Genomic DNA, 20,498 nt, shown 5'->3' on the forward strand with positions numbered 1-20,498 from the left:
TCCGGTGGACACCCGGCTGCGGGTGCGTGAGGGCTTCTTTGCCGCCGATGACGAGCCGCGGGCCGACGATCTGGCGTTTCTGGGGCCAGCCTGGGCGGACGAGCACGCCGCCGAGCGAGGCGACCGCGGTACCCACGACGCGCCGCCCGCCCGAGTCCCGCGCACTGACCTGCTGCGCGCCTCCTCTGCCCGCGGGCCCACCGCCGACCCTGACCCTGACCCCGGGACCGGGACCGGGACCGGGACCGGGACGGGGACCGGGACCGCCATCGACACCGAGACCGAGACCGAGACCGAGACCCTGGACGGCACGGAGGACCTTGGCGACCTCGAGTCCCGGTTGCGTGGCCGCGGGCGGAGGGTGGTCGAGGGTGCGGCCGGACGTGGCGGCGGTTCCCTCGACCCGGCCGACGATCGGCGCGGTGCGGACGCCGGCCCAGCCATCGCGGGCAGCTTGCGCGTGATCCGGCAACGGCTGGCCGATCGTCTGCCGGCGGGGTTGCGGGGAGCGGTGGTGACGCCGGCTGCGAGCGCCACCCTGGTCCTCGCGATGGTGGCGCTCGCCGCAGCGGTCACGACGACGTGGCTGGCCTGGCGGCACCGTCCGGTTGCCGTGAGTGCCCCGGCCACCGTGTCGGCGGCCGCTGTCCCGCCGATCGCCGCCTCGGGTGACCCGGCCGTGGCCCCATCCCGCGGTGATTCGCCTGCGCCCACCGCTGTCGGCAGGTCAGCCGGGGTAGGCGAGGTGGTGGTCGACGTCGCGGGGCGGGTGAGTCGTCCCGGCGTGGTTCGGCTGGCAGCCGGCTCACGGGTGATCGACGCGATCGACCGGGTCGGGGGAGCACTGCCCGGAACGGATACCACCGGGATCGCCCTGGCCCGGGTGCTGGTCGACGGAGAGCAGATACTCGTCGACGGCCGACCAGGGCCGCCGCCCGCGGCCGCGGTGTCCGCGTCGGCGGGTGGCGGTACCGGCGGCGCGGTCGTAGGCGGTACCGCAGGCGATCCGATCGATCTCAACAATGCCAGCGTCGAGCAGCTCGACGGGCTGCCCGGCGTCGGCCCGGTGCTGGCGCAGCGGATCGTGGAATGGCGGACGGCCCACGGGCCGTTCCGGTCTGCGGACCAGCTCGGTGAGGTCACGGGGGTGGGCGACAGGCGTCTCGCCGATCTCCTGCCCCTGGTCCGGGTCTGAACCCGTGGTCGCCGTGGGCATGGAGACAGCTCTGTCGCTGCCCGAACGCCCTGATCCGGCCGCGCCACTCGACGCTCGGCTGGGCGTCCCGGCGCTGGCCGCCTGGGCTGGCGCCGCGGCTTCGGTGAACTGGACCATGCCGGGTGCCGCGCTGGTCCTGGCGGGCGCTGTGACCATCGCGGTGCCAGTCCTGCTGGTGGTCCGCACCCGGGTGGTCATCCGGTCTCGATCTCGCGCTCCCGACGGCACTGAACACGGGTCGGGCGGGCCGGCTGCTCCGGACAGCGACCGCCTGCCCGCCGTGATCGCCGTCGTGGCCACCTCGGCCGCGTTCCTCGCCGCCGGCATCCTCTCCGGCGGCCTGGCGACGCGCCCCGGCGACCATGGCCCGCTCGCCGGCCTCGTCCGCGGGGGAGCGGCGGGCACCATGTCGGTGGTACTTACGGACGATCCGCGGCCGGCGATGGGCGGCACGACCTCCGCCACGCGGGCCGGACCGTTGTTCGTCGCCGCGGCGCGGCTGGAGTCCGCCACCGTGGGAGGAGTGGTCGTGCGCGCGCACGCGCCGGTGGTGCTGCTCGGCCGTGGCGCGGGCTGGGGCGCTCTGCTGCCCAGCCAGCGCCTGACAGTGTCTGGGCGCCTCACCGCACCCAGGTCCGATCCCTCCGTCGCCGCGGTCGTGCTGGTCAGCGACGGACCGGAGTCGGTCGGGCGGCCGAGCGCCGTGCAACGGATCGCCGGCCGGCTCCGGCTGGGGTTGCGTACAGCGGCCGATGGTCTCCCGCAGCCACGACGAGGCCTGCTGCCGGCCCTCGTCGTCGGCGATCTGTCGGGTCTCGACGAGGACCTCCGGACGGATTTCCGCCGGGCCGGGATGACCCATCTGACCGCGGTCTCCGGCGGCAATGTGGCCATCATCACGGCGACGGCGGTCCTGGTGTCGGCCTGGGCCCGACGGGGGCTGCGGCTGCGCGGCGCGGCGGGCGCGGGCGCGTTGCTCGCCTTCGTCCTCCTCGCCCGACCGTCGCCGAGCGTGCTGCGCGCCGGGGTGATGGGGCTCATCGGGCTGGCGGCGGTCACCACCGGGCGCCCGCGGGCGGTACTGCCGGCGCTGGCCGCCAGCGTGACGCTGCTCGTGCTGGCCGTGCCGAGGCTGGCCGTGTCGGTCGGGTTCGCGCTGTCCGTCCTGGCGACCGCGGGAATGATCATCCTGGCGCCGGGCTGGCGCACCTCACTCGCCCGGCGGCTGCCCGAGCGGTTCGCCGAGGTGCTGGCGGTCGCGGCTGCCGCGCAGGTCGCCTGTACGCCGCTGATCGCGTGGATCGGCGGCGGGGTGAGCCTCATCGCCATCCCGGCGAACATTCTGGCGGCGCCGGCGGTCCCAGCCGCGACGATCCTGGGTGTGCTGGCTCTGGCCGTCTCCGTGCCCGCGCCGCCGCTGGCCCACGGGTTGGCTCAGGCCGCCGGCCTGCCCTGCTGGTGGCTGGTCGAGGTAGCGCATCAGGGTGCGGCGCTGCCGGCGGCGACGCTGCGCTGGCCGGGTGGGACCCCCGGCGCGGTCTCGGCCGCGGTGGTCGTGGTGGCCAGCGTGGCGGCGGCTCGTCGACGGCGGGGCCGCCGGGTCGCCGCCGCGGCACTCGCCGGACTGCTACTGGCCCGCTGCGTCGTCGTCGACCGGCTCGTCGGCTGGCCGCCACCCGGCTGGAGTGTGGTCGCCTGCGACGTCGGCCAGGGCGACGCACTGGTGTTGCGGACCGGACCGGGTAGCGGCGTTCTCGTCGACGCCGGGCCGGACCCGCGCCTGCTCCAGCGCTGCCTGCACGAGCTCGGTGTGCGGCGACTACCGGTGGTCATCCTGAGTCATCTGCATGCTGATCACGTGGACGGCCTGCCCGGTGTGCTCGGCCGGCTACCGGTGGGGGAGGTGTTGGTCGGCCCGCTTCGCGAGCCGGCCGGCCAGTGGCGGCTGGTGCGTCGATGGGCCGGGCAGGCGGGTGTACCACTGCGGGCCGCGGCGGTGGGATCCGTCGGCCAGGTTGGTGGAGCCTGCTGGTCCGTGCTCGGCCCGCGGACCACGCTGCACGGTACCGACAGCGACCCGAACAATGACAGCCTGGTGATCGCCGCGCGGGTGGGCGGCGCGCGGATCCTGCTCACCGGTGACGTCGAGGCCGTCGCCCAGCGCCTGCTGCTGGCAGGGCCCGCAGGGTCGCCCGAGCTGCGCGCGGATGTGCTCAAGGTTCCCCATCACGGCTCGGCCAACCAGGAGCCCCGGTTCCTCGCCGCGGCCGGAGCCCGCTACGCCCTCATCAGCGTCGGAGCCGGGAACGACTATGGCCACCCGGCCGTGTCGACCCTTCGCGCGCTCGCGCGGGCCGGCGTGGCTGTGGGCCGGACCGACCGTGACGGCGCGCTCGCCGTCGTCGGGCCAGGCGCCGCGGACGTCGCCGACCCGGCGACCCGCGGGTGCCCGCCGCCTGGTGCGCGGCCCGGCGCCGGTCGCCCGACCACGGGACAGGCGGACATCACGGTGGTGCGCCAACGGGCGGCGGACGGATCGTGACATGCTGCCCGGGTGGCCGCATCCACGCCTTCCCCGCTCGTTCTCGTCACCGGCGACGAGGACCTCCTCGTCGGGCGCGCCGTCCGCGAAGTGATCGAGGCTGCCCGGCGACAGGACCCCGAGGTGGAGGTCGTCGACCGGGCGGCCGGCGAACTCACCGACGCGGACCTGGTCGACCTCGGCGCGACCGCCATGTTCGGGGGTGGGCGGGTCGTGATCGTGCGGGGTGTGCAGGATCTCGGGGAGGAGCTGCGGGACGCGCTGCTGTCCTATCTGGCCCGGCCGCTGGACGACGTCGTTCTCGTCCTCGTGCACAGCGGTGGTGTGAAGAACCGAAAACTCGCGGACGCGATGAAGGCCGCGGGAGCCCGCGTCGTTCCCGCCGCGAAGATCACCAAGGCGCGCGACCGGCATGACTTCGTCGTGGCCGAGGTCCGCCGCCTCGGCGGTCGCATCAGCGATGGCGCCGTGCGCGCACTGCTCGACGCGGTGGGCGGTGACCTGCGTGAGCTCGCCGCGGTCTGCGACCAGCTGGTCGCGGACACCGACGGGGGCCTGCTCGACGAGGCGGCCGTCGGCCGGTTTCACCGTGGGCGGGCCGAGGCCAGCGGGTTCGCGGTCGCCGACGCGATCATCGGCGGCGACCTGCCGCAGGCGCTGACCCTGTTGCGCCAGGCGCTCGCGGGCGGAACAGCGGCGGTGCTGATCTCCAGCGCGGTCGCCGGCGGGCTGCGGGACCTCGCCAGGGTCGGATCGGCGGGGCCGGGCAGCAAGTGGGATCTGGCCCGCGCGCTGGGCATGCCCGACTGGAAGGTCGAGAAGGCGCAGCGGGCGGTCCGGGCGTGGTCGGACCCCGGTCTCGGCGTGGCGCTGCGCGCGGCGGCCACGGCGGACGCCGGCGTGAAGGGCGCGTCCGTCAATGCTGACTACGCGCTGGAGAAACTCCTGCGTGAGGTGGCCACAGCTCGCGCACTCCCACGGGATCGTGAGCATCGCGGGGGACGGCGATGAGCCAACCGCCCTCGATGCCGGACCCGCCCGCGAAGCCGGACGCGGCCTCGCCGTCAGACGCGGCTTCGATGGACGATGGCCTGGCGGTGGACGATGGCCTGGCGGTGGACGGTGGCGCGGCGGGGGAGGTACTGCCACCCGGCGGATGGTTCCGGCTGCGCGTGCTGCCAGCGGCCTGGATGCGTGCGTCACTGACGACGGTGACCGCGTTGCTCACCATCGTCGTGGCCCTCGGCGATCTGGCGAGCGCCTGGGTGGTGCTGGTCCTGCCTGCGGGGGTGGCCGTGGCAGTCGCGTACCACGAGGGGCTCGAACGCCTACTCAGACCGAATGGTGGTCCCGCGCACGAGACCACTCGTACGGACGCGGCGATCCCACGATGAGGGCGGTCGCGGCGCTCAGGTGACCGGCTGGCCCGTGCGGGGCCCGTCAGGGCAGCGCACGTCGAAGCCCAGGATCACGCGGCCAACAGGACGCGGCACTCAGCTGGGGCACGCAGAAAAGCCGGAGCCCAATCAGGCCCCGGCTAAGCCGCGGTGAGTCAGTTGGAGGTCAGCTTCGCGTGCGCGGCAGCCAGAGCCGACTTACGGTTTGCGGCCTGGTTCGAGTGGATCACGCCCTTGCTGACAGCCTTGTCCAGCTTGCGGGAAGCGATCTGCAGCGTCTCGCCAGCGCGCGCGGCGTCACCCGCCTCAACCGCCTCACGGAACCGGCGGACGTGGGTCTTGAGCTCGGACTTGACCGCCTTGTTGCGCAGCCGCCGCTTCTCGTTGGTGAGGTTGCGCTTGATCTGCGACTTGATGTTGGCCACGCGAAGGAACCTCTGGGTTGTCGAGTCGGGATGGTGCGGACACATCATGTCACGGGGCCGTGGGCCGCGCTCGGCGGCCTGGGTACCGGGCCGGGAGAGCCTGCCACTTTGGTCGGGTCCGACGCCACACAGGCCGTGGACCGGCCTGAGGCGCGAAGGGACGACAATGTGGCCCACCCGAGCGGCTCCACCCGGGCGGCACTCAGATTATCAAACCCGGCGTCGGCCAGTGCCCGGAGCCGTTGCGTGCCGGCTCCTGGCACGATGAAGGCGAGCACGATGTAGGTGAAGGCCCGCACCCTGATCTCGGCACGGGACCGCTCCCGTGACCACCGCGAGCGAAACGAGAACTCTCCGCGTGTCCGCAGCCCCGCACCTGGCGCCCGGCGCCGATCCCTCGATGATCCGTAACTTCTGCATCATCGCGCATATCGACCACGGCAAGTCGACCCTGGCCGACCGGATGCTCGGCGTGACCGGCGTCGTCGAGGCGCGCAACATGCGCGCGCAGTACCTCGACAAGATGGACATCGAACGCGAGCGCGGGATCACGATCAAGGCCCAGAGCGTCCGACTGCCCTGGCAGGCCGACGACGGCGGGGACTACATCCTGCATCTCATCGACACGCCCGGGCATGTCGACTTCAGCTATGAGGTGAGCCGATCGCTCGCCGCGTGCGAAGGGGCGGTGCTGCTGGTCGACGCCGCGCAGGGAATCGAGGCGCAGACCCTCGCCAACCTGTACCTCGCCATCGAGAACGACCTCACGATCATCCCCGTGCTCAACAAGATCGACCTTCCGGCGGCCCAGCCAGAGAAGTACGCCGAGGAGATCGCGTCGATCATCGGCTGCGACCCGGACGACGTGCTGCGGGTGTCGGGCAAGACCGGCCAGGGTGTGCCGGAGTTGCTCAACGAGATCGTCCGCAAGGTGCCGGCGCCCGTCGGCGACCCGGACGGCCCGGCCCGCGCCATGATCTTCGACAGCGTCTACGACATCTACCGCGGCGTCATCACCTACGTCCGCGTCATCGACGGCACCCTGACCACCCGGGACCGCTGCCTGATGATGTCGACCGGCGCGAGCCACGAGACGCTCGAGGTCGGCGTGATCTCCCCCGACCCGCATCCGACCGGCTCGCTGTCGGTGGGCGAGGTCGGCTATGTGATCCCCGGGGTGAAGGACGTCCGGCAGGCGCGTGTCGGCGACACGATCACGACCAGCAGGCGGCCGGCGGTGGAGGCGCTCGGTGGCTACCGTGACCCGCTGCCGATGGTCTACTCCGGCCTCTACCCGATCGACGGGAGCGAGTACCCGGCGCTGCGCGAGGCGCTCGACAAGCTTCAGCTCAATGACGCCGCCCTCACCTACGAGCCGGAGACGTCGGCCGCCCTGGGCTTCGGGTTCCGGTGCGGCTTCCTCGGCCTGCTTCACCTGGAGATCGTCCGGGAACGGCTGGAGCGGGAGTTCAACCTCACCCTGATCTCCACCGCGCCGAACGTCGTGTACCGGGTGGTGATGGAGGACGGCTCCGAGCTCACCGTCACCAACCCGAGCGACTGGCCGGGCGGTAAGATCGCCGAGGTCCACGAGCCGATGGTGGAGGCGATGCTGCTGCTGCCGACCGAGTTCGTCGGCGCGGTCATGGAGCTGTGTCAGGGCCGGCGCGGGGTGCTGGGCGGGATGGACTACCTGTCGAGCGACCGGGTCGAGCTGAAGTACGCCCTGCCCCTCGGTGAGATCATCTTCGACTTCTTCGACTCGTTGAAGTCCCGGACCCGTGGTTACGCCAGCCTCGACTACGAGCCCGCCGGCGAACAGCTGGCCGATCTGGTCAAGGTGGACATCCTGCTGCAGGGCGAGACGGTGGACGCCTTCTCGGCGATCGTCCACCGCGAGAAGGCCTACTCGTACGGTGTATCGATGACCACGAAGCTGCGCGAGCTCATTCCCCGCCAGCAGTTCGAGGTGCCGATCCAGGCGGCGATCGGTGCCCGGATCATCGCCCGCGAGAACATCCGCGCCATCCGTAAGGACGTGCTCGCCAAGTGCTATGGCGGTGACATCACCCGCAAGCGGAAGCTCCTGGAGAAGCAGAAGGAGGGCAAGAAGCGGATGAAGACGATTGGGCGCGTCGAGGTGCCGCAGGAGGCGTTCATCGCGGCGCTGTCCACGGACACCGGTAAGGCGACCCCAGGCAAGTAGGGCACCTTCGGGCCACTCGAACGCGATCGGCCCCGGCCGGCCAGGCCGGGGGAGCGCCTGCCGGTCCGGGGATCCCGGCCGTCAGCTCGCCGGCAGCGCCACGGGCAGCGGGATCGGCTCGGTGACCGGTTCGACGAGGGGATAGCCCTCGGCGGACGCGGCGGCGCTGGAACGATACACAGTGGTCCGGGGCGGGAGCAGTTCGGAGATCGTCTCCAGGAGGGCCCTGACGTCATCGTCCATGAAGGGATCTTTTCGCACCGGGGTCGACCGGTCCACGATGTCTTGCCCATAATCCTCCGCTCTGCCACAACAAGGGCAAAACATCACGGTCAACCGGGTCACCCCAAGGGTGTGCGTTCGGGGTTATCCACGTGTGGTCCTAGCGTGGCCAGGTCCGGCTCGCTCGTGCGCTTGACAAACATTGCGTTGCCGTAAACCCATCGGTTGGGGGCACACTGGGGGCATGCCACAAATGCCTCCCGACGGGGCACCCGCGCCCGACGACGGCGCGTTGCCCGTCGCCTCGCTGACCGAGGTGGCCGGGCGACCGTTCGGGGCGTACGTGCACGTCCCGTACTGTGCGGCGCGCTGCGGCTACTGTGACTTCAACACCTACACGGCGGCCGATCTCGGTGGCGCCCTGATCTCCTCGGTGGGCCTGACGACCTTCGTCGACATCGCCGTCCAGGAGATCCGGCTCGCGCGCGGGCTGCTCCCGACGGACACCCCGGCGCTGTCCACCGTCTTCGTGGGCGGCGGCACCCCGACACTGCTGCCGGCGAACGATCTCGCCCGAGTGCTGCGCACGCTCGCCGCCGAGTTCGGGCTGGCGCCCGATGTCGAGGTGACCACCGAGGCGAATCCGGAGTCGGTCGACCCGGCCCAGCTCGAGCAGCTCCGGGCCGCCGGGTTCACCCGGATCTCCTTCGGCATGCAGAGTGACCGACCGCACGTGCTGGCGGCGCTGGACCGGCGACACACCCCCGGTCGGGTGTCGGAGGTGATGCGCTGGGCCCGCAAGGCCGGCTTCGACCAGGTCAGCCTCGACCTCATCTACGGTGCGCCTGGCGAGTCCGAGGCCGACTGGGAGGCCAGCCTGCGGGCAGCGGTGGCGCTTGGTCCAGATCATGTGAGCGCATACGCGCTGACCGTGGAGGAGGGGACCAAGCTGTCCCGTCGGGTGCGCCGGGGCGAGCTGCTCGAGCCCGACGACGACCTGCTGGCCGACCGCTACCTGCTGGCGGACGATCTGCTCGGTGCCGCCGGGCTGACGAACTACGAGATCAGCAACTGGGCGCGGGAGCCCGCCGCGCGGTGCCGGCACAACCTCGGCTACTGGCACGGGGACAACTGGTGGGGCTTCGGCCCAGGCGCGCACAGCCACGTGGGCGGCGTGCGCTGGTGGAACGTGCGTCATCCCGCCGAGTACGCCGCCAGGCTGGGCGCGGACCGCAGCCCGGCCCTGGCCCGCGAGGAGCTCGACGAGGACACCCGCCGGGTGGAGCGGGTGATGCTGCGGGTCCGCCTCGCCGACGGGCTGGACGTCGGCGAGCTCGACGATGCCGGCCGGGCCGCCTCGGGTGAGCTGGTCGACTCCGGGCTGGTGGAGGCCGGTGGGCTCGAGCACGGGCGGATTCGCCTCACCAGGCGGGGTCGGCTGCTCACCGACACGGTGGTGCGGGCGCTGCTGCCGACCTGACCGGCGCCGCCGGCGCCGGGGCGGAACGCGCTGGAGCTGGTGGGCGTTCTGTGGAGGGTTGGCGCCGTGCCTCGGCAACCGGCTGCGGGCCGGTTGATGTCTTGTGCCTCGAGCGGGAGCGGCGGCTACACTTGGCACTCGCCGTGGCCGAGTGCCAGACCGGTGGCCGCTGGGACACACATCGTGGCCCGGCCACGTCCCGCTCGCCGAAGGGGGTGCGACCACGTGTTGGAGGATCGGCGCCTAGAGGTTCTTCGAGCGATCGTGGAGGACTTCGTCCTGAGCAACGAGCCAGTGGGCTCCAAGGCGCTGGCGGAGCGTCACAGCCTCGGCGTCTCGCCTGCGACGGTGCGTAATGACATGTCCGCGCTCGAGGAAGAGGGCTACATCACGCAGCCCCACACCAGCGCGGGCCGGATCCCGACGGACAAGGGCTACCGCCTGTTCGTGGACCGCCTGTCCGGGGTCAAGCCGCTGTCCCGGGCCGAGCGGCGCGCCATCCAGAGCTTCCTGGAGGGCGCGGTCGACCTCGACGACGTGGTGCGCCGTTCCGTCCGGCTGCTCGCCCAGCTCACCCGGCAGGTCGCGGTGGTGCAGTACCCCTCGCTGTCGAGTAGCAGCGTGCGCCACATCGAGGTGGTGACGCTCGGGCCGCGCCGGCTCCTCATGGTGATCATCACGGACACCGGCCGGGTCGAGCAGCGCATCATCGACAGCCTTACGCCGGTGGATGACGAGATCGCCAGTGAGCTCCGTCTGACGCTGAACCGTGACCTCGTCGGGCAGCGCCTCGCGGAGGCCTCCGACGTGGTGATCGCGCTGTCCGACCGGACGCGCCCGGAGTTGCGGCCGTGTGTGACCACGATGACCGGCGCGGTGCTGGAGGCCCTGGTCGAGCGCCAGGAGGAGCGCGTCGCGATGGCCGGCACGGCGAACCTCACCCGGGCCACGGTCGACTTCGCGGACTCGCTGCGGTCGATCCTGGAGGCGCTCGAGGAGCAGGTCGTGTTGATGAAGCTCATCGGGTCTGCTCGGGAGACCGGTACTGTAACGGTACGCATCGGTCGAGAGACAGACGTCGATGCTCTGCGGTCGACCGCGGTGGTGGCTACGGGCTACGGCCGCGGACCTTTCGCCCTGGGCGGCATGGGCGTCGTGGGGCCGATGCGGATGGACTATCCGTGGACGATGGCGGCCGTCCGGGCCGTCGCCAAATATGTGGGTGAACTCTTGGGTGCCGACTGATGGCCGTGGACTACTACGCTGTTCTCGGCGTGCGTCGAGACGCGTCGAACGACGAGATCAAGCGGGCCTACCGCAAGCTTGCCCGGGAACTGCATCCGGATGTGAACCCTGATCCCGAAGCGCAGCAACGCTTCCGGGGAGTGACGGCTGCCTACGAGGTGCTGTCCGACCCGGAGAAGCGTCAGCTGGTCGATAACGGTGTCGACCCGCTCGCGCCCGGCGGCGGTGGCGGCGGCTCGCCGTTCGGCGCCGGCTTCGGTGGCCTCGGCGACATCATGGACGCCTTCTTCGGTGGCGGGGCGAACCGCGGGCCGCGCTCGCGGGTCCGCCGTGGCAACGACGCGCTGCTGCGCATCGAGCTCGACCTGGCCGAGACCGCCTTCGGCGCCACCCACGAGATCACCGTCGACACCGCCGCGGTGTGCTCGACCTGCAGCGGTGCCGGGGCGGCCCCCGGCACCCACCCGTCGACCTGCGGCACGTGCGCCGGCCGCGGTGAGGTCCAGCAGGTCACCAGATCGTTCCTCGGCCAGATGGTGACCTCCCGCCCGTGCCCGCGCTGCACGGGAACCGGGACCCTGATCGAGCATCCCTGCCGGGACTGCGGCGGGGACGGGCGTGTCCGCAAGCGGCGGACGCTGACCGTGAAGATCCCCTCCGGCGTCGAGGATGGCATGCGCATCCGGCTGTCCGGTGAGGGCGAGGTCGGTCCCGGCGGCGGGCCGCCCGGCGACCTCTACGTCGAGGTCTCCGAGCGCCAGCACCCGGTCTTCACCAGGGAGGGCGACGACCTGCACTGCGAGCTGCCCCTCCCGATGACCTCGGCCGCGCTGGGAACCTCCGCCACCCTGGAGACCCTGGACGGTACCGAGACGATCGCGGTGAAGGCGGGTACGCAGCCCGGCGAGGTCATCCGCCTCGCCGGCCGCGGAGTGCCCCACCTGCGTGCCGCCGGCCGCGGCCATCTGCACATCCACATCAACGTCGAGACGCCGACGAAGCTGGACGCCGAGCAGGAGCGCCTGCTGCGGGAGCTCGCCAAGCTGCGGGAGGAGGAGGCGCCCGCGATCGTGGGCGGCTCCTCGGGCGGCGGGAGCGGGCTGTTCCGCCGCCGCGGCTCCCGGCGCGGTCGTTAGCCGCGGCCTCCCGGCCCGCCGCGGAGAGGAACGTCGCTGACCAGCCCGTTGTTCTGGCTATCGCCGCTGCCCGCCGGTGATCGGTTCACCCTGACCGGGCCGGAGGGCCGGCACGCCGCGACCGTGCGCAGGCTGCGCCCCGGCGAGCCGGTGGACGTGACCGATGGTCACGGCCGGGCTCTGGAGTGCGAGGTCGTCGGCGTGCGGCGAGACGAGGTCGACTGCGCGGTCCGTCGGCGCGTCGACGCGGCCGCGCCCCGGCCTCGGGTGGTCGTCGTGCAGGCGCTGGCCAAGAGTGACCGCGGCGAGCGCGCCGTGGAGATGCTGACCGAGGTCGGTGTCGACGAGGTCGTGCCGTGGTCGGCCGCGCGGTCGGTGGTCCGCTGGGAGGGCGAGCGGGGCGCCCGCGCCCGGGAGCGCTGGGCCCGGACCGCGACGGAGGCGGCGAAGCAGTCCCACCGCCTGCACTGGCCGGTGGTGGGGGAGCTCGTCGGCCCGGGGGAGCTGGCCCGGCGGGTGGCGGCGGCGACGCTCGCCGTCGCGCTGCACGAGCAGGCCGACCTGCCCCTGGTGGGCCTGGTCCGCGGCCAAGCGCTCCCCGCGGACCGGGGTGCCGGCGCCGGGGCGGAGATCCTGCTCGTCGTCGGACCCGAGGGCGGGCTCGCCGACGAGGAGGCCACGGCGCTGCGCCAGGCCGGCGCGGTGGTCGCCCGGCTCGGCCCGACGGTGCTGCGCACCTCCACGGCCGGCGTGGTCGCCGCGTCGATCGTGCTGGCCGAGCTGGGTCGTTGGGACGCACCCGGGGTGATGATGGATAGACTGGGTGGGTAGCGCCCGTGGCTGGCGTTCGGTAGGCGGCTCCTGGCCAGGACGAATCTGACCAGGAATGCGCTGACCCTGATGCCCGTCCTTCGCACGTCGCACCATCCACCATGGTCATCGCTCTCGAGAGGTGCCGCGGCCGTAGCTGGTCGCTTTCTATGCCCGAATCCGTCACGCCATCCGTCGCGTCGGCCGCTCCCGCCACGACGCGCATCGTCGTACCTGGTCCGCACAACATGGTGAGCCTCCTGGGCCACCAGGACGAGCTGCTGCGCACGATCGAGCGAGCTTTCTCCGCTGACATCCACGTGCGCGGCAACGAGATCACGATCACGGGTTCGCCGGCGGAGATCGAGCTGGCGTCGAAGCTGTTCGGGGAGCTCGTCGCGCTGCTCGACGCGGGCACGGAACTCAGCCCGCAGCATGTGGACCATTCGCTGGCGATGCTGCGCAGCGGCGCCGAGGAGCGCCCGGCGGAGGTCCTCACCCTCAACATCCTGTCGAACCGGGGCCGGACGATCCGCCCCAAGACCCTCAACCAGAAGCGTTACGTCGACGCGATCGACCAGCACACGATCGTATTCGGGATTGGCCCCGCGGGCACCGGCAAGACGTATCTGGCAATGGCCAAGGCCGTGCAGGCGCTGCAGGCGAAGAAGGTCAACCGGATCATCCTCACCCGCCCGGCGGTGGAGGCGGGGGAGCGGCTCGGCTTCCTGCCCGGCACTCTGTACGAGAAGATCGACCCGTACCTGCGCCCCCTCTACGACGCGCTGCACGACATGATCGACCCCGACTCGATCCCGCGGCTGATGCAGAGTGGCACGATCGAGGTCGCCCCGCTGGCCTACATGCGCGGGCGCACCCTGAACGACGCCTTCATCATCCTCGACGAGGCGCAGAACACCTCGGCCGAGCAGATGAAGATGTTCCTCACCCGCCTCGGCTTCGGCGCCAAGATCGTCGTGACGGGTGACATCACCCAGGTCGACCTGCCCAGCGGCACCCGCAGTGGCCTGCGGGTCGTCCGGGAGATCCTCGACGGTGTGGATGACGTGCACTTCGCGACCCTGACCAGTTCCGACGTCGTCCGCCACCGGCTGGTCGGCGAGATCGTCGACGCGTACGCCCGCTGGGATGCCGCCGGTGAGGCGGCTGCCAGCGCCGCGGCGGCGCAGGCCAGGCCCGCCCGCCGGGACCGACGGTGACCGCCCCCGCGGTACGAGAGGACCGCTGATGGCCGTGTTCGTCGCCAACGAGTCGAGCGCCGCCGACGTGAACGAGGTGCGCCTGACCGGGCTCGCCCGTTTCGTCCTCGACGCGATGAAGGTCAGCCCGCTCGCCGAGCTGTCGGTGATGCTGATCGAGGAAAAGGCCATGTCCGACCTGCACGTGCGGTACATGGGCGAGGAGGGCCCGACCGACGTGCTGTCGTTCGCGCAGGACGAGGCGTTCGACGCGTCCTGGTCGGAGTCGGGCGACGACGATCCGACGACGCTGCTCGGCGATGTCGTGCTCTGCCCGGATGTCGCGCGCCGACAGGCCGAGCAGGCAGGCCACTCCTTCGAGCGCGAGCTGCACCTGCTGTGCACCCACGGAATCCTGCACCTGCTCGGGTACGACCATGCCGAGCCGGACGAGGAGCGCGAGATGTGGAAGATCCAGAGCAAGCTGCTGGCCTCCTGGGAGGCCGCGGCGAGGACCGCCGGGGGGAAGCGTCCCGCCGGCGGCGCGAGTGGCACAGGCGGTGCGGACGGCGCGAGCGAGCCCGGTCCGACCGCCGCGCACTGACCGCCCGCCGAGAGCGTCGATGAACTCCGGCGATCTTCTGCTCGTCTTCCTCGCTGTGGTCGGTTCGCTCGCCGCGGCGGGATTCGGCTGTGTGGACGCGGCCCTGACGCGGGTGTCGCGGGTGTCGGTGGAGTCCTTCGCCCGCCAGGGCCGGGGCGGGGCCGCGAACCTGGCCACGGTCGTGGCCGATCCCGGCCGTTTCCTGGCGATGCTGCTGCTGTTGCGCATCATCGGCGAGATGCTCGCCGCGGCCTGCCTGACGGTCCTTTTCGTGCACGCCTACGGGGCCGGATTCGCCGCCGTCGGGCTCGGTGCGCTGGTCGCCACCCTGGTCGCGTACATCCTCGTCGGAGTGATGTTCCGGACCCTCGGCCGCCAGCACGCGCCCGCCGTGGCTCTGGCCACCGCCGGGCTCACCGTCCGGCTGGCCCGCGTGCTCGGACCGCTGCCCCGACTGCTCATCGCGCTGGGCAACGCGGTCACGCCCGGGCCGGGTTACCGCGACGGGCCGTTCGCCTCCGAGGCCGAGCTGCGGGACCTCGTCGACCTCGCCGAGGAGAACGAGGTGATCGAACGCGGGGAGCGCGACATGATCGCGTCCGTCTTCGAACTCGGGGACACCCTCGTGCGTGAGGTGATGGTGCCGCGGCCGGACATGGTGTTCATCGAGTCGACGAAGACCATCGGCCAGACCGTCGAACTCGCGCTGCGCAGCGGCTTCTCCCGGATGCCGGTGATCGGCGAGAGCGTTGACGACGTGGTGGGCATCGCGTTCCTCAAGGACATGGTCCGCCAGGAGCGCGAGGGCGACGAGAACGCGCCCGTCGCCGACGTCATGCGATCGCCGGCCCTGGTGCCCGAGAGCAAGCCCGCCGACGACCTGCTGCGGGAGATGCAGGCGTCGCGGACCCACATGGCCATCGTCATCGACGAGTACGGTGGGACCGCCGGGCTCGTCACCATCGAGGACATTCTCGAGGAGATCGTCGGCGAGATCACCGACGAGTACGACAGCGAGGTGGCGCCGGTGGAGTGGCTCGATGCCGACACCGCTCGGGTGACCGCCCGCCTCGACGTCGACGATCTCGGCAAGCTGTTCGACCTCAATGTCGACGAACTGCCCGGCGCGGACGACTCGGTGACGGTAGGCGGGCTGCTGGCCAGTGCGCTGGGTCGGGTTCCGATTCCCGGCGCGACGGTGACGGTCGGCGGCCTGCGCCTGACGGCGGAGCGCGCCGCGGGCCGGCGCAACCAGATCGGTACGGTCGTCGCGGCGCGAATCGCCGGCGGTTCGACCAGCGCCGCCGGGGACCGGTCACCGGCCGTTGGCGCCGACGGCGATCCCGCTGGCGGCGCGGCACCGACCAGCGGTGGCCCCACCCCGGCCGGCGGCTCCACGCAGCACGGCGGCTCCACGCAGCACGGCAGCTCCACGCAGCACGGCAGCTCCACGCAGCACGGAAAGGTGACCTCGTGACCGCAGATCCGCCCCAGTCGGGTGCCACGGCGCCCGGCTCCGTCCTCGACCTGACGGCTGAGGACGCGAAGCTGCTCGTCCTGGCCCGTTCGGCGCGCCTGCGCGCCTACGTGCCCGACGGCCGGCCGGCGCAGGGCGCGGCCCTGCGGGACACCGACGGGCGCACCTACGCGGCCGCGACCGTCGGCATCACCCGCCCGGAACTCGCGATCTCCGCGTTGCGCGCGGCGGTCGCCGCCGCCGTGTCCAGCGGCGCGCGCCGCTTCGAGGCCGCCGCGGTGGTCACGGAAGGCGACGGGTTCGCCGCCGACGATCTCGCGACGCTCGCCGAGTTCAGCAGTGGCATCCCGGTGTACCTCGGCGGTCCCGACGGCACGGCCCGCGCCCGGACGACCAGCTAACGTGGCCGTGACCAGCGGCGCCGCCGCTCCGGGGACGACCCCGGCCGACTTCCGCTCCGGCTTCGCCTGTCTTGTCGGCCGGCCCAACGCCGGCAAGTCGACGCTGACCAACGCGCTGGTAGGCACCAAGGTCGCCATCACCAGCGGCCGGCCGCAGACCACCCGGCACGCCATCCGCGGCATCGTGCACCGGGAGGACGCGCAGCTCGTCCTCGTCGACACCCCCGGTCTGCACCGGCCGCGGACCCTGCTTGGCCAGCGCCTCAACGATGTCGTGCGAGCCACCCTGTCCGAGGTCGACGTGGTCGGGTTCTGCATGCCCGCCGATGAGCCGCTAGGCCGCGGCGACCGTTACATCGCCGAGGAACTTGCCCGGCTGCCGAAACGGACGCCGGTTGTCGCCATCCTCACCAAGACCGACAAGGTGCCCGATCCGGATCGGATCGGGACGCGCCTGCTCGAGGTCTCCGGCCTGGGCGAGTTCAGCGACATCGTTCCCGTGAGCGCGGTGCGCGCCTACCAGGTCGACGTGCTCGCCGACGTGCTCGTCTCCCGGCTGCCCACCGGCCCGATGCTCTATCCCGGCGGGGAGCTGACCGACGAGCCCGAGCAGGTGATGGTCGCTGAGCTGGTGCGGGAGGCAGCGCTGGAAGGCGTGCGCGACGAACTGCCGCACTCGCTGGCCGTGGTGGTCGAGGAGATGGTGCCGCGCGAGGACCGCCCGGCGAACCGCCCGCTGCTCGACGTCCGGGTCCACGTCTTCGTTGAACGTCCAAGCCAGAAGGCGATCGTGATCGGTGCCGGCGGCTCCCGGCTCAAGGCGGTCGGCACCCGGGCGCGTACCCAGATCGAGGCCCTCCTCGGCACCCCGGTCTACCTCGACCTGCACGTCAAGGTGGCCAAGGACTGGCAGCGCGACCCCCGTCAGCTTCGCCGTCTCGGTTTCTGAGCCGGCTGCGGCCGCCGGAGCACGCCGTCACCGGCCGGCGAGCCGGCGCCACCATCCCGCTCGCCGCGCCGACTCGCGCGGCTCGGGCTCGGGCGCGGGGCCGGTCCCGTCGTCGTCCACGATCTCCAGCACCGCCGGCCGTCCCCGCCGCCTGGATCTGGCGGGCTCGGCGGCCGGCTGGGCGACAGCCGAGCCGTGGACTGCGGGCGCGGGAGCCGGCACCCAGGGGACCCGGACGACGCTGTCCGGCACCGGGGCGGGACCCGGCGACTTCGCGGGCGGTGAGTCGGCGCTCGGCACGGATCCGGACGACGCCGCAGTGGTCGCCACCTCAGCGTCCGGTGCTTCGCCGGCGTCCGGTGCTTCGACGTCCGAAGCTTCGACGGCGGGTTCTTCGGTTGTCGGTTCTTCGGTTGTCGGTGCGTCGGTGGTTGGTGCGTCGGCGGTCGGCTCCTCAGCGGTCGGCTCCTCAGCGGTCGCGGCAGGGGCTTCGGTGACCGGGGGCTGCGGTGTCTCGCAGGCGGCGCGGGCGTGGGCGCTCGTCAGGGGCGGTGCGCTGGCGTCGAGGACCGTTTCGAGCAGGGCGTGGCGGTTCGCCAGGATGAACTCCCTGACCTCCGGCGGCTGCAGGGCGTAGCGGCTGAGCTTCTTGCCGCGCAGGTCGATCCGTTCGACGTCGTAGCGGCCCTTCGCGGGATTGCTGAACTCCTCGCCGGTGCGCAGGGACAGGTCCATCGAGACGAGCCGGCACACGAAGAAGTGGGCCACCGCGATGCCGTCGCCGCGCGGCGGGCTGGCCAGGAACACCTGCTGGACGCGGTCGACCGTCGCGCCGAGTTCCTCGGCGAGCTCGCGGTGCAGAGCCGCCTCGATCGAGTCGTCCTCGGGATCCACCCCGCCGCCCGGGGTGGACCAGTAGGGCTTGCGCCTGGGCAATGTCCGCCGAAAAAGGACCAGCTGGCTCTCCTCGTCGATGAGGATCGCCCGCGCTGTCCGCCGCACCACCCGCACTCTGCCATCATCCGGCAGGCCGGTCCCGAGCCGCGCGGGTGAGTCCGGTGAAGCAGGTCCCTGGCAACGGTGGGTACCACCTGAACTACCGCAGGTCGCGATGTCCGGCGGCGCGGGCCTGGGTGGGCGCCGGATGACCTCGCCTTACCCCGCCGGGTCGGGCTCGTGCAACCATGGGCGGGTGCCGGTGTATCGCGACGAAGGGGTCGTCCTGCGAACGACTCCTCTCGCCGAGGCTGACCGCATCATCACCGTGCTCACTCGTCGCACCGGCCGGGTGCGGGCCGTCGCCAAGGGTGTGCGCAAGACGTCCTCGCGGTTCGGCTCCCGGCTGGAGCCCGGCACGTATGTCGACCTGATGCTGCATTCCGGCCGGTCGCTGGACACGGTCACGCAGGCCGACATCATTTCCCCCTATGGGACGACGATCGCGCTCGACTACGCCCGGCACACCGCGGCGGCCGTGATGCTGGAGACCGCCGAGCGGCTGACCAGTGAGGAGCGGGAGCCGGCGCTGCGGCTGTTCCTGCTGCTCGTCGGGGGCCTGCGCACGCTCGCGGCGGGTGAGCGGCCGGCTCCGCTGGTGCTCGACGCCTACCTGCTGCGCTCGCTGGCGGTGTCCGGATATGGCATGGCGCTGGACGACTGCGCCCGGTGCGGGGAGCCGGGTCAGCACCTGTCGCTGACCGTCGGGGGCGGCGGCGTAGTCTGCGCCCAATGTCGGCCACATGGCGCGGCGTCGGTCTCGGCGGGGGCGGTGCGGCTGCTGACGGATCTGCTGCGCGGCGACTGGGATGGGGCGCTGCGCAGTGACCTCCGGTCCCGGCGGGAGGCAGGTGGCATCGTCGCCGCCTATCTCCAGTGGCATCTCGAGCGAGGGCTGCGCGCGTTGCCGCATCTGGAACGAGCTTGACGTGGCCGCCTCCGCGCGTGCGGGCCAGCGGGGGACGCGCTGTAGGCCGACGAGGGCGGACATGGTGAGGTGGACGGCGACAGTGGGCGCTCCCCGCGCGATCCGGGCGTCCGCAGGGGGACGATGTGGCAGGCGATGGCAGGTACCAGTGCAACGGATGACGACGGCTCGGCGCAGCCCTGGCCCGATCTGGGGAGGTAGGCCGTGACTGTGCGCAATGAGCTGGGGGCGCGGTTCCGGGACCCGCACCCTCACCCGTCAGGCGCCCGGCCCCCGGCGATGCCGGCCAGCCTGGTCCCGAAGCACGTGGGCATCGTCATGGACGGTAACGGCCGCTGGGCGAAGCGGCGCGGCCTGGCCCGGACGAAGGGTCACGAGGCCGGCGAGGACGCCCTGTTCGACTGCGTCGAGGGGGCCATCGAACTCGGTGTGCGGTGGCTGTCGGTCTACGCCTTCTCGACGGAGAACTGGAAGCGCTCGCCCGACGAGGTGGCGTTCCTGATGCGCTTCACCGACGGCGTGTTCGGCCGGCGCATCGACGACATGGACGCCCTCGGCGTGCGGGTGCGCTGGGCGGGGCGGCGCCCGCGGCTGTGGGGCAGCGTCATCCGCCGGCTGGAGTCCGCCGAGCAGCTCACCCGGGACAACGACCGGCTCACGCTGGTGATGTGCGTGAACTACGGCGGTCGGGCGGAGATCGCGGACGCGGCGGCGGCGATCGCCCGCGACGTGCGCGACGGTCGCCTGCGCGCCGACCGGATCGACGAGGCGACGGTCAGCCGCTACCTCGACGAGCCCGACATGCCCAACCTGGACCTGGTCATCCGGACGTCCGGTGAGCAGCGGCTGAGCAACTTCCTGCTCTGGCAGGCCGCGTACGCCGAGTTCTCCTTCGTCGACACGCTGTGGCCGGATTTCGACCGCCGCGACCTGTGGTCGGCCTGCCAGGACTTCGCCCGGCGCGACCGGCGCTACGGCGGCACGGTCGCGCACCGTGCCTGACGCTCCGGTCGGCGCTGGCGACCGGGTCGGTGCTGGCGACCGGGTCGGTGCTGGCGATCCGGTCGGTGCTGGCGATCCGGTCGGTGCTGGTGGCCCAGCCGGCCCGGGAGACTCGGCCGACGGCAAGGCATTCCTGGGCGATTCGGCCGGACTGGCAGATTCGGCCGGGTCGGTGCAGCGGGCCGGGTCGGTGCAGCCGGCCGGGTCGGTGCAGCCGGCCGGGTCGGTGCAGCCGGGCCGACCGGTGGTGCCGGGTGCATGGG

Annotated in this window: 19 protein-coding genes and 1 pseudogene; 17 read left to right on the plus strand and 3 right to left on the minus strand. The window is 72.3% G+C overall.

Annotated elements, in window-relative coordinates:
- Positions 1-4: 4 nt before the first annotated feature.
- Genes MXD58_RS02085 through MXD58_RS02100 form a run of 4 tightly spaced genes read left to right on the plus strand, consistent with a single transcriptional unit; the run spans position 5 to position 5,152 of the window.
- Complete coding sequence (locus MXD58_RS02085; protein WP_248840031.1) at positions 5-1,195, plus strand: ComEA family DNA-binding protein; 1,191 nt, start codon at positions 5-7, stop codon at positions 1,193-1,195.
- 19 nt (positions 1,196-1,214) lie between these two features.
- A complete protein-coding gene (locus MXD58_RS02090; RefSeq protein WP_248840030.1) occupies positions 1,215-3,758 on the plus strand; it encodes a ComEC/Rec2 family competence protein in 2,544 nt (847 codons plus the stop codon).
- A gap of 12 nt (positions 3,759-3,770) precedes the next feature.
- Positions 3,771-4,769 (plus strand): DNA polymerase III subunit delta, encoded by a 999-nt coding sequence (gene holA / locus MXD58_RS02095; protein WP_248840029.1) that lies wholly within the window; start codon positions 3,771-3,773, stop codon positions 4,767-4,769.
- Positions 4,766-5,152, plus strand: a complete 387-nt coding sequence (locus MXD58_RS02100) for a hypothetical protein (protein ID WP_248840028.1) — start codon at positions 4,766-4,768, stop codon at positions 5,150-5,152. The genes holA and MXD58_RS02100 overlap by 4 nt, the downstream gene beginning before the upstream one ends.
- A 158-nt stretch (positions 5,153-5,310) precedes the next feature.
- On the opposite strand, the gene rpsT is transcribed toward MXD58_RS02100, so the two are convergent.
- Positions 5,311-5,580 carry a 30S ribosomal protein S20 gene (rpsT, locus tag MXD58_RS02105; RefSeq protein WP_248840027.1) on the minus strand — a complete coding sequence of 90 codons (270 nt, stop codon included), beginning with the start codon at positions 5,578-5,580 and terminating at the stop codon, positions 5,311-5,313.
- 358 nt (positions 5,581-5,938) lie between these two features.
- Here rpsT and lepA point away from each other — a divergent pair, with 358 nt between their 5' ends.
- Positions 5,939-7,786 carry a translation elongation factor 4 gene (gene lepA, locus MXD58_RS02110; protein WP_308301877.1) on the plus strand — a complete coding sequence of 616 codons (1,848 nt, stop codon included), beginning with the start codon at positions 5,939-5,941 and terminating at the stop codon, positions 7,784-7,786.
- An 81-nt stretch (positions 7,787-7,867) separates the two neighbouring features.
- Here the strand turns inward: lepA and MXD58_RS02115 are convergent, their stop codons facing one another.
- Positions 7,868-8,029 (minus strand): hypothetical protein, encoded by a 162-nt coding sequence (locus tag MXD58_RS02115; RefSeq protein WP_248840026.1) that lies wholly within the window; start codon positions 8,027-8,029, stop codon positions 7,868-7,870.
- A gap of 232 nt (positions 8,030-8,261) precedes the next feature.
- Here MXD58_RS02115 and hemW point away from each other — a divergent pair, with 232 nt between their 5' ends.
- The 9 genes from hemW (at position 8,262) to era (ending at position 17,309) form a co-directional block, all read left to right on the plus strand.
- Positions 8,262-9,488, plus strand: a complete 1,227-nt coding sequence (hemW, locus tag MXD58_RS02120) for a radical SAM family heme chaperone HemW (RefSeq protein ID WP_518476976.1) — start codon at positions 8,262-8,264, stop codon at positions 9,486-9,488.
- Between the two features lie 225 nt (positions 9,489-9,713).
- A complete protein-coding gene (gene hrcA / locus MXD58_RS02125) occupies positions 9,714-10,733 on the plus strand; it encodes a heat-inducible transcriptional repressor HrcA (protein WP_248840024.1) in 1,020 nt (339 codons plus the stop codon).
- Positions 10,733-11,869: a molecular chaperone DnaJ gene (dnaJ, locus tag MXD58_RS02130; RefSeq protein ID WP_248840023.1), complete on the plus strand. Its 1,137-nt coding sequence runs from the start codon at positions 10,733-10,735 to the stop codon at positions 11,867-11,869. The genes hrcA and dnaJ overlap by 1 nt, the downstream gene beginning before the upstream one ends.
- Positions 11,870-11,917: 48 nt before the next feature.
- Positions 11,918-12,700 carry a 16S rRNA (uracil(1498)-N(3))-methyltransferase gene (locus tag MXD58_RS02135; protein WP_248840022.1) on the plus strand — a complete coding sequence of 261 codons (783 nt, stop codon included), beginning with the start codon at positions 11,918-11,920 and terminating at the stop codon, positions 12,698-12,700.
- 149 nt (positions 12,701-12,849) lie between these two features.
- On the plus strand, positions 12,850-13,899 hold the full coding sequence (locus MXD58_RS02140) for a PhoH family protein (RefSeq protein ID WP_248840021.1): 1,050 nt from the start codon (positions 12,850-12,852) through the stop codon (positions 13,897-13,899).
- A gap of 28 nt (positions 13,900-13,927) precedes the next feature.
- Entirely contained in the window at positions 13,928-14,482 is a 555-nt protein-coding gene (gene ybeY, locus MXD58_RS02145; protein WP_248840020.1) for an rRNA maturation RNase YbeY, read from the plus strand.
- Between the two features lie 19 nt (positions 14,483-14,501).
- The gene (locus MXD58_RS02150; RefSeq protein ID WP_248840019.1) at positions 14,502-15,959 is read left to right on the plus strand and encodes a CNNM domain-containing protein; all 1,458 of its coding nucleotides are present in this window, start codon (positions 14,502-14,504) and stop codon (positions 15,957-15,959) included.
- Positions 15,956-16,360: a cytidine deaminase-like protein gene (locus tag MXD58_RS02155; RefSeq protein ID WP_248840018.1), complete on the plus strand. Its 405-nt coding sequence runs from the start codon at positions 15,956-15,958 to the stop codon at positions 16,358-16,360. Before MXD58_RS02150 ends, MXD58_RS02155 begins: the two co-directional genes overlap by 4 nt.
- Position 16,361: 1 nt before the next feature.
- Positions 16,362-17,309: a GTPase Era gene (gene era, locus MXD58_RS02160; protein ID WP_248840017.1), complete on the plus strand. Its 948-nt coding sequence runs from the start codon at positions 16,362-16,364 to the stop codon at positions 17,307-17,309.
- Positions 17,310-17,336: 27 nt separating this feature from the next.
- On the opposite strand, the gene MXD58_RS02165 is transcribed toward era, so the two are convergent.
- Complete coding sequence (locus MXD58_RS02165) at positions 17,337-18,320, minus strand: NUDIX domain-containing protein (RefSeq protein ID WP_248840016.1); 984 nt, start codon at positions 18,318-18,320, stop codon at positions 17,337-17,339.
- Between the two features lie 133 nt (positions 18,321-18,453).
- On the opposite strand from MXD58_RS02165, the gene recO reads away from it, so the two are divergent.
- The 3 genes and pseudogenes from recO to MXD58_RS02180 form a co-directional block, all read left to right on the plus strand.
- Positions 18,454-19,233 carry a DNA repair protein RecO gene (gene recO / locus MXD58_RS02170; protein ID WP_250608995.1) on the plus strand — a complete coding sequence of 260 codons (780 nt, stop codon included), beginning with the start codon at positions 18,454-18,456 and terminating at the stop codon, positions 19,231-19,233.
- Positions 19,234-19,437: 204 nt separating this feature from the next.
- The gene (locus MXD58_RS02175) at positions 19,438-20,235 is read left to right on the plus strand and encodes an isoprenyl transferase (protein WP_248840015.1); all 798 of its coding nucleotides are present in this window, start codon (positions 19,438-19,440) and stop codon (positions 20,233-20,235) included.
- Positions 20,228-20,498: pseudogene (locus tag MXD58_RS02180) on the plus strand (hypothetical protein); the annotation flags it as partial. The gene MXD58_RS02175 and the pseudogene MXD58_RS02180, both read left to right, overlap by 8 nt.

Origin of the sequence: Frankia sp. AgKG'84/4 (genome assembly GCF_023242965.2) — a bacterium.
Classification (GTDB): domain Bacteria; phylum Actinomycetota; class Actinomycetes; order Frankiales; family Frankiaceae; genus Frankia.